The organism is Flavobacterium sp. LMO6 (genome assembly GCF_009495795.1).
Lineage (GTDB): Bacteria > Bacteroidota > Bacteroidia > Flavobacteriales > Flavobacteriaceae > Flavobacterium.
The window spans coordinates 238550-249660 of record NZ_WIBH01000005.1 but is presented as its reverse complement, the minus strand read 5'-3'; the positions used below and the strand labels follow the sequence as shown (position 1 = coordinate 249660).

The 11111-nt window shown below is 33.3% G+C and carries 14 protein-coding genes and 1 tRNA gene; 9 read left to right on the top strand and 6 right to left on the bottom strand.

Translation table 11 applies throughout. The annotated features are described in order from the left end of the window. Positions 1-74 precede the first annotated feature (74 nt). Complete coding sequence (gene nth / locus GFJ99_RS07380; protein WP_153208179.1) at positions 75-725, bottom strand: endonuclease III; 651 nt, start codon at positions 723-725, stop codon at positions 75-77. A 117-nt stretch (positions 726-842) separates the two neighbouring features. Between nth and bcp the strand changes: the two genes are divergently transcribed. Continuing rightward, complete coding sequence (bcp, locus tag GFJ99_RS07375) at positions 843-1295, top strand: thioredoxin-dependent thiol peroxidase (protein ID WP_153208178.1); 453 nt, start codon at positions 843-845, stop codon at positions 1293-1295. A gap of 51 nt (positions 1296-1346) precedes the next feature. On the opposite strand, the gene GFJ99_RS07370 is transcribed toward bcp, so the two are convergent. The 4 genes from GFJ99_RS07370 to GFJ99_RS07355 all read right to left on the bottom strand — a co-directional run bounded on the left by GFJ99_RS07370 (position 1347) and on the right by GFJ99_RS07355 (position 4066). Continuing rightward, positions 1347-2192: a hypothetical protein gene (locus tag GFJ99_RS07370; protein WP_153208177.1), complete on the bottom strand. Its 846-nt coding sequence runs from the start codon at positions 2190-2192 to the stop codon at positions 1347-1349. A gap of 16 nt (positions 2193-2208) precedes the next feature. Next, entirely contained in the window at positions 2209-3027 is an 819-nt protein-coding gene (kdsA, locus tag GFJ99_RS07365; RefSeq protein WP_008253468.1) for a 3-deoxy-8-phosphooctulonate synthase, read from the bottom strand. Positions 3028-3132: 105 nt separating this feature from the next. Then, positions 3133-3582, bottom strand: a complete 450-nt coding sequence (locus tag GFJ99_RS07360; protein WP_153208176.1) for a 2-dehydro-3-deoxyphosphooctonate aldolase — start codon at positions 3580-3582, stop codon at positions 3133-3135. A gap of 1 nt (position 3583) precedes the next feature. After that, a complete protein-coding gene (locus GFJ99_RS07355) occupies positions 3584-4066 on the bottom strand; it encodes a DUF4199 domain-containing protein (protein WP_153208175.1) in 483 nt (160 codons plus the stop codon). A gap of 101 nt (positions 4067-4167) precedes the next feature. Between GFJ99_RS07355 and GFJ99_RS07350 the strand changes: the two genes are divergently transcribed. From GFJ99_RS07350 to GFJ99_RS07320, 7 genes are all read left to right on the top strand, one after another. Continuing rightward, positions 4168-4725, top strand: coding sequence for a YeeE/YedE family protein (locus tag GFJ99_RS07350; protein ID WP_153208174.1), 558 nt, complete (start codon positions 4168-4170; stop codon positions 4723-4725). 23 nt (positions 4726-4748) lie between these two features. Next, on the top strand, positions 4749-5162 hold the full coding sequence (locus GFJ99_RS07345) for a DUF6691 family protein (protein WP_153208173.1): 414 nt from the start codon (positions 4749-4751) through the stop codon (positions 5160-5162). Between the two features lie 77 nt (positions 5163-5239). Continuing rightward, positions 5240-5506 carry a heavy-metal-associated domain-containing protein gene (locus GFJ99_RS07340; protein WP_153208172.1) on the top strand — a complete coding sequence of 89 codons (267 nt, stop codon included), beginning with the start codon at positions 5240-5242 and terminating at the stop codon, positions 5504-5506. 164 nt (positions 5507-5670) lie between these two features. Then, entirely contained in the window at positions 5671-6429 is a 759-nt protein-coding gene (gene yaaA / locus GFJ99_RS07335) for a peroxide stress protein YaaA (RefSeq protein WP_153208171.1), read from the top strand. Continuing rightward, on the top strand, positions 6430-7992 hold the full coding sequence (locus tag GFJ99_RS07330; RefSeq protein ID WP_153208170.1) for a YdiU family protein: 1563 nt from the start codon (positions 6430-6432) through the stop codon (positions 7990-7992). A gap of 195 nt (positions 7993-8187) precedes the next feature. Next, positions 8188-8523 carry a bacillithiol system redox-active protein YtxJ gene (ytxJ, locus tag GFJ99_RS07325; protein WP_153208169.1) on the top strand — a complete coding sequence of 112 codons (336 nt, stop codon included), beginning with the start codon at positions 8188-8190 and terminating at the stop codon, positions 8521-8523. Between the two features lie 140 nt (positions 8524-8663). Next, on the top strand, positions 8664-8984 hold the full coding sequence (locus tag GFJ99_RS07320) for a hypothetical protein (protein ID WP_238990081.1): 321 nt from the start codon (positions 8664-8666) through the stop codon (positions 8982-8984). A gap of 13 nt (positions 8985-8997) precedes the next feature. Here GFJ99_RS07320 and GFJ99_RS07315 read toward each other — a convergent pair whose 3' ends face one another. Further along, the gene (locus GFJ99_RS07315; protein WP_153208168.1) at positions 8998-9549 is read right to left on the bottom strand and encodes a DUF6642 family protein; all 552 of its coding nucleotides are present in this window, start codon (positions 9547-9549) and stop codon (positions 8998-9000) included. A 1146-nt stretch (positions 9550-10695) separates the two neighbouring features. On the opposite strand from GFJ99_RS07315, the gene GFJ99_RS07310 reads away from it, so the two are divergent. Next, positions 10696-10780 (top strand) — tRNA-Ser (locus tag GFJ99_RS07310). The last annotated feature ends 331 nt before the right edge of the window (positions 10781-11111 follow it).

The following is an 11111-nucleotide window of genomic DNA, read 5'->3' as shown; positions in this document are numbered from 1 at the left end:
TTCTACTCCTTAAATTATTGCAATTATTATTTAAAGGAACTTTTTCAGTGCCCTCCATAGATTTGAGGCATTTTTTATTTTTTTGAATAGGCTTCCAAAACACTTTTTCTTCCTATTGTCTTCGTAATAGTATCTTTTTCTAAATTCCAACCTCTTGCTGGCGAATATTCACGACCGTACCAAATAATTTGCAAGTGTAAATCGTTCCAACAGGCTTCAGGAAAAATGCGTTTGGCATCTTTTTCAGTTTGTTGCACGCTTTTACCATTCGTCAAACCCCATCGATACATCAATCTATGAATGTGTGTATCTACTGGAAACGCAGGAACTCCAAAAGCCTGACTCATAACCACACTCGCCGTTTTATGTCCTACAGCTGGGAAACTCTCTAAAGCTTCAAAACTTTGCGGAACTATTCCATCGTAATTTTCAATTAAAATCTTCGATAAACCATAAATTCCTTTTGATTTCATTGGAGATAATCCACAAGGACGAATAATTTCTTTAATTTCATCTTCACTCAATTTTACCATATCATACGGATTGTCAGCTTTTGCAAACAAGATAGGTGTAATTTGGTTTACACGAACATCGGTGCATTGTGCCGAAAGCAAAACCGCAATTAATAAAGTATAGGGATCTTTATGGTCTAATGGTATCGGAATTTCTGGATATAATTCATTTAACGTATTTATAACAAATGTTACCTTCTCGCTTTTTGTCATTTTAACTAACTTTGATTTGTAAATTTATAAAGTTAAAGTGCAATATCAAAATTCAATTTCATTGATGAGTTTTGAAGCTATTAATCTTTCAAACATCTAACCTTTAAACCATAAATTATGACAACATTAAAAGCAGGAGATAAAGCACCCCAATTTTCAGGTTTAGACCAAAATGGAGTAGCACATAAACTAGAAGATTACTCAGGAAAAAAATTAGTGGTATTTTTTTACCCTAAAGCAAGTACTCCAGGCTGTACCGCTGAAGCATGTGATTTAAGAGATAATTTTGAGCGTTTTAAAGCAAACAATTACGAATTATTAGGGGTTAGTGCCGATAGCGCTAAAGCACAAGCTAAATTTATTGACAAGTACGAATTGCCATTTCCTTTATTAGCAGATGAGGATAAATCTGTAATTGAAGCATTTGGCGTTTGGGGACCAAAAAAGTTTATGGGTAAAGTTTATGATGGAATTCATAGAACTACTTTTGTTATCAATGAAAAAGGAATTATTGAAGAAGTAATTTCAGACGTAAAAACAAAAGCGCATGCGGCTCAAATTTTAAAATAAAAAAAAGCACGAAGTTAATTTCTTCGTGCTTTTTACTATGTTTTTTTTTGGTTAGATTCTAAATATTCCACCTATTGTTAGTATTCGTTGTAGAAACCAAAAGTTTTGTTGAGCAGAATCGGCACTATCATTTGTAGTTTTAATGTTATTCATTTCGATATAACCTCCTTTTAATTCGGTTTGAATAAAGAAATATTTAAAAAATGTAAAGTTAAGTCCCACTTTAGCTCCCAAACCAAAACCTGCTACATTAAAGTCGTCGTGACGTTCTTTTCCTAAAAGCGTTGCATTTGTTTTTGGGTATAAAAATCCACCACCAATTCCTTCTGTTAAATTAATTTGAAATTTATCGGTATTAGTTATTTTAAAAATGCTTGAAATATCATCTACACGAGAAATTTCAGTGTTAATGTAATTTAAGCCATCGGTGTGTTCAAAAAGTAAAAAGTCTTCTGTAAGTGTTAGTTCATCACCAATCGGATTTTCACCATAAGTTCCTGCATTTGGATAATATCCGGAATAATTCACTCTTTTATCGTTGTACATGACATATTTCATATGATCTAATCCAATTGAAATATTGTAATGGTCTGATATGAAATAACCTATTCTAATATTAGTTTGAGGAATAGTCATTCTAGCAGGATTAAAGTAATCTAAATGAAACCCTTTTGGTTTATCATGTGCTTCAACATTGTGTAAAGTAAAGTCGTAATCTGCTCCTTTAAAATGGATATCTGACTTTGAGAACGATTCGCGATTTCCACCCCAAAAAATATAAAATTTACCTTTGTTGTGCGCTGTGTATTTTTCAGGATTTTCTACTGTTTCTTGCGAAAAGGTGTACTGTGAAAACACACAAAAAGTTAGTACAACCATTAAAAATGGATGTTTCATTTAATTTAAAAAAATATTAAAATTGGTTTACGGTTTTTCGTATCGCAACTAGTTTAGTCATTAATCCTTCAAAATAGTCTAAATGCAACATATTAGCGCCATCACTTTTAGCATTTGCAGGATCAAAATGAGTTTCTATAAAAATTCCGTCAACACCAACAGCAATTCCTGCTTTTGCAATTGTTTCAATCATATCCGGACGACCGCCAGTAACTCCTGTCATTTGGTTAGGTTGTTGTAACGAATGTGTTACATCTAATACAGTTGTAGCTTGTTGTTGCATTGTAGGAATTCCTCTAAAGTCAACAATCATATCTTGGTAGCCAAACATGGTACCTCTATCGGTAACCATTACATTTTCATTTTGGCAATCTAAAACTTTTTGTACCGCATGTTTCATGCTTTCCGGACTCATAAATTGCCCTTTTTTTAAGTTTACGGTTTTTCCTGTATTTGCAGCCGCCACTACTAAATCGGTCTGACGAACTAAAAACGCAGGAATCTGTAAAACATCTACATAAGCAGCAGCCATAGCAGCATCTTCGTTTGTATGAATATCGGTTACAGTTGGCACTCCAAATGCTTTAGAAACTTTTTCAAGAATTTTCAGCGCTTTTTCATCACCAATTCCAGAAAAGCTGTCTATACGAGAACGATTTGCTTTTTTAAAAGATCCTTTAAATACAAAAGGTATTTCTAATTTATCTGTAACAGAAACTAGTTTTTCTGCAATTCGCATAGCCATTTCTTCGCCTTCAATAGCGCATGGACCTGCAAGCAAAAAAAAGTTTCCGCTTTCTATATGTTTAATTTGTGGAATGTTTTTTAAATTCATTTTGTGTTGATTTTGAAGTTGCAAAGATAAAAATAAAAACCTTTCCTACAGCAGTAGAAAAGGTTACAAATGTTACAGATACTAAAATAGTTTTTATTTATCTACTTAAGGAAATTTTTTAATTGAAAATCCCTTTGGACATAGTAGTTTACCTTTTTCGTATATATTAATATAAAGTGTTGCTTTTTTATTACTTCCTTCAAACGTAATTTCATAAATACCTATTGTTCCTGCGCCCATAGTTGTGTTTGTTGTTGGAAAAGGACAACAAGTATCTATTTTTTTATAGCTAATTTTTTCGCCATTAGGACCTTCTAATCCATTGAAATAGTAGGAAACATTAATGTCTTCTTGATTTTCTCTGATGTTTCCAATGTTTATTGGATAATCTTGATCGTACGCATATTTTGAATCAGTAGCATATTCTGTAATGATATATGCTTTATCTTTAATTAAAGGTCGTAAGGCTGTTTTATCTACGTTTTTTAATGTAGATTGAGTGCTTACACAACTGGTAAATAAGATTGAAATTAATAAATAAGATATGTATTTCATTTTACTCTGTTTTTGTTTTTAAAATATAAGCAACAATCGCGCCAATAACTACTCCAAACGATAGACTATCTGAAATGTTTTTCCAAATAGAACTTGATAGTGTAGTGTATTCTTTTGCTTCTTCTATGGATAGTTTTTTAGTGGCAACGGTATAATTTATTGTATTGTTTAAAAAGTTAGGACTTATGAATTCATGAAGAATAAATTGCGAAATCGGACTAAAAAGAACTATAATAAAGGAAATAACTATAGCAGCTATTATTCCTTGTTTCCAATTCATGTTTCTGTTATAATAATTTCTCTTTTTGTCTAAAAGAGCTAAAAAGTAAAGCAGAAATAATGGAAAAATATATAAAATATTAAAAAGCGGTTCCCATTTTATTTTTACATCGTGAAAACCCAATTCTTTTTCTAAAGTCATCCAAGCTAAAAATATAAGTATTGTTATTAAAGCCCATTTGAATTCAATTGAAAACTTTTTCATTTTAATTGTTTTAGTTTTAAACTTCAAATTTACTATAAAATGTTACAAAAGTTACAAATGCCAATTTGAATTTCTATTTTTGTGCAAAACTTTAAAATAATATGGAATTGATTTTAGGAACTTGGCATTGGGCTATATCTGGTTTTTTAATTAGTATAGTTATGTTGGTATTAATTTATTTTGGAAAATCTTTCGGGATGTCATCTAATCTTCGTACAATGTGTACCATGGCTGGAGCTGGAAAGTTTAGTGATTTTTTTAAGTTTGATTGGCGTGAACAAAAATGGAGTTTAGCAGTTGTTCTTGGTGCGTTTGTAGGCGGATTTATTGCTTTTCATTTCTTGTCTGATGGAACAGGTGTAAATTTGAATCCAGAAACAGTTCACAATCTTAGTTTATTACATATTGATGCTCCAAATGGTAAATTAATGCCTGATGCAATTTTTAGTATTGAAACGTTACAAACACCAAAAGGTTTTGCCATTCTTTTGATAGGCGGATTGTTAATTGGTTTTGGTACGCGTTATGCTGGTGGTTGTACTTCTGGTCATGCTATTTCTGGTTTAAGTAATTTACAATTACCATCATTAGTTGCTGTAGTTGGCTTTTTTATTGGCGGATTACTTATGGCACATTTTATTTTACCTTATATTTTTTAAATTACTAAAATCAAATTATTGATATGAAATTAGCACGATTTTTTCTTACGGGAATATTTTTCGGAATTGTTTTAACAAAAGCGGAAGCTGTTTCTTGGTACCGAATTTATGAAATGTTCCAATTTCAATCGTTTCACATGTATGGAATTATTGGAACGGCCTTGTTTACAGGAATAGTGGGTATTCAAATTATTAAAAAATTCAAAATTAAAGATTACAACGGTTATCCTATCCATATTATTGAAAAGGAAAGAGGCTTTTGGCGTTATATAATTGGTGGTACCTTATTTGGCTTAGGATGGGCATTAGTTGGTAGTTGTCCTGGACCTATTTTTATTCTTTTAGGAACCGGAACTTATGCTATTGCAGTTGTATTAATAGGAGCATTGTTAGGAACGTATATTTACGGACTACTAAAAGATAAGTTACCGCATTAAAGTTAAGTTAAAGTAATGCATCTGTAACTCAATTAGATGTAGATTGTGTAAATTTGTTGTTCACAAAATACAGTATTATGAAAACTACAATATACATACAAAATTTAAAATGTGGTGGTTGTGCCAATACCATTACTAAGAATTTATCTACCATAGAAGCTGTTTCAGAAGTTACGGTAAATGTTGAAGAAAGTTCAATTTCTTTGACCTATTTAAACGATGAAAAACTTGCAGAAGTAAAAGATAAATTAAAAGTCTTAGGTTATCCTGAAGATGGAGAAGCAAATGGTTTAGGAGCTAAAGCTAAATCGTATGTAAGCTGTGCCATAGGAAAAATGAGTTAATAAAACGTCCCGATTTAATCGGGATTTTTTATTTGTATAAAAATTGATTGCGTTATAATTTTTATTTATTGTATTGCAAAACGCATTAGGTCATATTTTCGTACTTTTGAAAATACAAGTATGTATGTTTTGTATATGCTGATTAAAATATAAAGTTTACCCATATGAAAATTGTTTTATCACCTGCTAAATCATTAAATTTCGAATCAACGCTTCCTGTTCAAAAACATACAGAGAGCTTGTTTTTAAAGGAGTCTGAAACCATTCAAAAGACTTTAAAGAAGAAAAAGCCAAAACAGTTAATGGAATTAATGGATATTTCTGAAAAGTTGGCCGATTTAAATTGGGAACGCAATCAAAGTTGGTCTTTACCTTTTACAACTGCTAATGCTCGACCTGCAATTTTTGCTTTTGATGGTGATGTATATACAGGATTAGATGCTTATACTATTCCAGTAGATAAGTTAGACGATCTTCAAGATAAATTACGCATTCTTTCTGGTTTATATGGTATTTTAAAGCCTTTAGATTTAATGCAACCTTATCGATTAGAAATGGGGACTTCTTTGCCTATTGGGACAAAAAAGAACCTGTATGAGTTCTGGAAAAAGAAAGTAACGCAATCTTTAAATGATGAATTATCACCTAATGAATTATTCCTAAATTTAGCAAGTAACGAATATTTTTCTGCTGTTGATACTAAAACACTAAAAGTGCCTGTTATTACTCCCGAATTTAGAGATTATAAAGATGGTAAGCTTAAAATGATTAGTTTTTTTGCAAAGAAAGCAAGAGGATTAATGGTGCGTTATATTATAGATACAAATGCCTCAACAATAGAAGATTTAAAAAACTTTAATTACGATGGGTATGCATTTGATGCTAATTTGTCTAAAGGAATTACTTTAGTTTACACCCGATAAATGATGAAATTTACGATTCAAGATACTTTTACCACTCAACTTCCCGCTGATCAAGAAACGGTTAATACTCGTAGACAAGTTTATGAAGCTGCTTACTCTTTTGTTACACCTAGAGTTCCATCTAATCCTGCTTTTGTTCATGTTGCAGAAGAAGTTGCTGCATTTTTAGGGCTATCAAAAGAAGCAACTAAAACCGATGATTTTTTAAAATTAGTTTCGGGAAGTATGGTTTATCCTAATACTACACCTTATGCCATGGCTTATGCTGGGCATCAGTTTGGTAATTGGGCTGGACAATTAGGTGATGGTAGAGCGATTAATTTGTTTGAAGTTATACATAATAACCAACGTTTTACTTTACAATTAAAAGGAGCAGGGGCAACACCTTATTCTAGATCGGCTGATGGATTAGCGGTTTTACGTTCGTCTATTAGAGAGCATTTATGTAGCGAAGCCATGCATTATTTAGGAGTGCCAACCACCCGTTCATTATCATTAGTAACAACTGGTGATAAGGTATTACGTGATGTATTGTACAATGGAAATGCTGCTTACGAAGATGGAGCAGTGGTTTGTAGAGTAGCGCCAAGTTTTATTCGTTTTGGTAATTTTCAATTATTTGCTGCTCGAAAGGATATCAAAAATTTAAAAGCGTTAGCCGATTATACGATTCATTATTTTTATCCTGATATTACTACTTCTGGTAAAGAAAAGTATTTGCAGTTTTATCAAGAAGTGGTGAATAGAACGGTTGAAATGGTGTTGCATTGGCAACGTGTTGGTTTTGTTCATGGCGTAATGAATACCGATAATATGTCGATTTTAGGACTAACAATTGATTATGGTCCGTATGGGTGGTTAGAGGATTATGACCCAGATTGGACACCTAATACAACCGATGCAGAAGGTAAGCGCTACCGTTTTAAGAATCAGCCAGATGTGGCTATGTGGAATTTAGTGCAATTGGGTAATGCTTTATTTCCGTTAATTGAAGATATAGAAGCAATGCAAAAAGTATTGCAAAGTTTTAGTGCGCAATTCGACAGTAAATTTCCGATTCAACAACAACTGAAATTAGGATTACATTCAGCATACGAATTGGATTTTCAGGATGAATTAACAACTTTATTATCGACTTCTGAAACAGATATGACGCTTTTTTATCGTACCCTTTCTACTGTTTTAAAAACGGATACTCCAGAAGAAGCATTGGCTAAAGTTGCCGATGCTTTTTATACTCCAAATAAAATAGTTGGGACATTAAAAACGAGTTGGTTGGCTTGGATGGAATTGTATTTGGAGCAAATCAAAGGAGAAACACTTTCAGATGAAGATCGAAAACAAGTTATGAATAAAGTGAATCCCAAATATGTATTGCGAAATTACATGGCACAATTGGCAATTGAAGCTGCGGAGAAACAAGATTATTCTGTAATTGATGAATTATATACATTGCTTAAAAATCCATACGAAGAACAACCGCAATATGAAAAATGGTTTGCTAAACGACCTGATTGGGCGCGACATAAAGTAGGCTGTTCGATGTTGTCGTGTAGTTCATAGTTGAATAGTTGAAAATTCATCATTCGTTAATAGATTATTCAACATGTAAGAGATGCTTGACAGCAAGACAAACTATGCGGATAGTTTATGTGTGCTATGAAAAGTACAACGTCCGAAGCTTCGATCCGACATTTCGGACTAAAATCAACACAAAATATAGACTTATGTGTCTATGTGTTTAACAAAAAAATAACTATGAAAAACTGGAATCCCATTACTACAGAACAAGATGTTCATAACATCATAGAAAATTCAAATAATAAAACTCAAATTATATTTAAGGATAGCGTTACCTGTGGTATTAGTGCTTATGCTAAAGAGCGCTTGGTTAGTGGAAATGATGTATTAATTGCCAAAGCCGATTTCAATTATTTGGATTTGCTTTCGTACCGAAGTGTTTCTAATTTTATTGCTGAGGAATTAAGTGTGATTCATCAATCGCCACAAATTATTGTTTTAAAGAATGGAGAAGTGGTGTATCGTGTTTCGCATCATAGTATTCAGGCGGATGACATTGCAAAGTATTTGTAGTTTTGGAATTAGGAATTTTCTAAAATAGGAACCGAATTTTCGTTTGTGATTTCTATAATTTTTTCTAAAAATAGTGTAACACTTTAGTCAATTGAAGTGTATAATTTTATGTTGTAAATAATTACTAACATTATACTATTATGAAAAAAACAGCTCTATACTTATTGATACTAATTATGTTGATAAGTTTCTTTCCAAACACCATTTCGGCCGCTACAGGAAATCCTTCAAATATGCCTGTTGCTGAACCGCTTGAAGTTCCTGCGCATGTACAAGTACAGTTAGATCGTTTGAATGAAATAAAAGCAATGGACAAATCGGACATGACTTCTTCAGAAAAAAAAGCACTTCGTAAAGAGGTAAAAGTTATTAAATCTTCATTAAGAAGCAATAATAGTGGTATTTATTTATCTGTTGGAGCTATTATCATTATTGTTCTTTTACTAATTTTATTGTTATAACAAAATAAGCGTTTTAATAATATAGAGTAAAGCCCATTGCTTTGGCAAAGGTGTAGTGTTTTTCTAATAATTCTTCTACAATATCGGTTACGTCATCATATTCTTGGCACAAAGCAAAGAATGGATTATCTATTATCGTACTAAGGATAGGAGCTGGGTTGCGATAGCCTGATATGGAAATGGCTCCCGTTACATCCAAGAAATATTGAGCGGTTTCGGAATCTAGGTCTAGTTGTAAGGTATTGGCAAAATGGATGCGTTTGTTGGTGAGTTTGCCTTCAAAAAACTCGGCTATTTCTTCTAGGCTGTACAAATAATTATCGATGATGATGTTGTTGCCACTTCCTTGGAATACGAAGTAGATGATTTCGTAATCATTGAAGTTTCGGTCTTCGTAGAGTAGGGTGGATAGGCTTTCTTCTAATCCTTCTATGCTGTCGCAGGTTTGGTAAACGTTAGTGATGTTGTATTGCAACGCTAGTTTTTCTAAAGAGGGTAGGATGATGCTGGTTGTTTGGGAAGCAACATCGGGAATGCTTTCTAGGCAAAATAGTTTTGATTGCATTGTTTTTTTTGCAAAGATAATAGATTTTGTTGGGAAGAGTATTTTACGTTGCACTTGATTTGGCACGCGGATGAAACGGGTCCGCCTAGGGGGAACGCTGGTTGTGACGGATTTTTATTGAAACACATAGGCACATAGTTTTTTTAAGTGGATTGTGTATAGAGGCGTTGCACTGGCTATAGTTCACATAATACTTACCGCTTAGTTTGTCATGCTGTTAAGCATCTCTTGAACAAGTGATACTTACTTTATTAGAAGTTTATACCACATAGAATCATAGTTTTTTACACAGAGCTGCACGGAGTTTTTTTGGAAGTGGATTGTGTTGAGGGAGCTACACAGAGCGTTGCACTTGGTTTGGCACGCGGATGAAACGGGTCCGCTTAGGCGGAACGCTGATGGTGGCGGATTTTAGGAACACAAAGTATCACTAAGTTTTACACAGAGTCACACGGAGTTTTTTTGGAAGTAGATTGTGTTGAGAGAGTTACACAGAGGCGCTGCGCTTTTATAGTTCACAATAAACTAATCGTCTAGTTTGTCATGCTGTTAAGCATCTCTTGAATAAGTGATACTTTCTTTGTTAGAAGTTTATACCACATAGAAACATAGTTTTTTACACAGAGCTGCACCGAGTTTTTTTGGAAGTGGATTGTGTTGAGGGAGTTGCACAGAGTCCGAAGTATCGGACGTTGCACTTGGTTTGGCACGCGGATGAAACGGGTTTGCTTGTGCAAAACGCTGATGATGGCGGATTTTAGGAACACAAAGTATCGCTAAGTTTTACACAGAGTTACACGGAGTTTTTTTGGAAGTGGATTGTGTTGAGAGAGCTACACAGAGGCGCTGCGCTTTTATAGTTCACAATAAACTAATCGTCTAGTTTGTCATGCTGTTAAGCATCTCTTTAGTTACGATGTGTATGAAAAGAAAACGGTACAAATGATAACTTTGACTTTGTTCTAGCACTTGTTCTTGATTTTTTCTTAAAATTTTAGTTTTATTTATTTACTGACATTCAAATGGTTGGGAATGGGGTGAGGAGGAAAGTGTGTTTTTTTTACTTTTTTCTTTTGAAAACGTTTGCAGAAATAAAAAATCGTACTATATTTGCACTCGCAATACGGAAGTAGTGCACGACTTATTGGAGAAATGGCAGAGTGGTCGAATGCGGCAGTCTTGAAAACTGTTGACTGTAACAGGTCCGGGGGTTCGAATCCCTCTTTCTCCGCAGGGTAAAACCGGTTCAGAAATGAATCGGTTTTTTTTATGCTTTTTTTTAAAACACATAGCCAAAATAGTTTTACACCGAGCTTCATGGAGTTTTTTTGTAGTGGATTGCGTTGAGAGAGTTGCACCGAGCGTTTCACTCTTGAAATTGAACTTGACCTTGTTCTTGATTTTATTTTGGAGCACAGATTGAAGAAATTGAAATAATCTTTAAAATTTAAATGGTTAGAAATCTTAAAAATCTATTGACTCGATTGTCATCCTGAGCGAAGTCGAAGGCTAATGAAAATGTTTTACACCGAGCTGCACCGAGTTTCTTTTTATTTGGATTG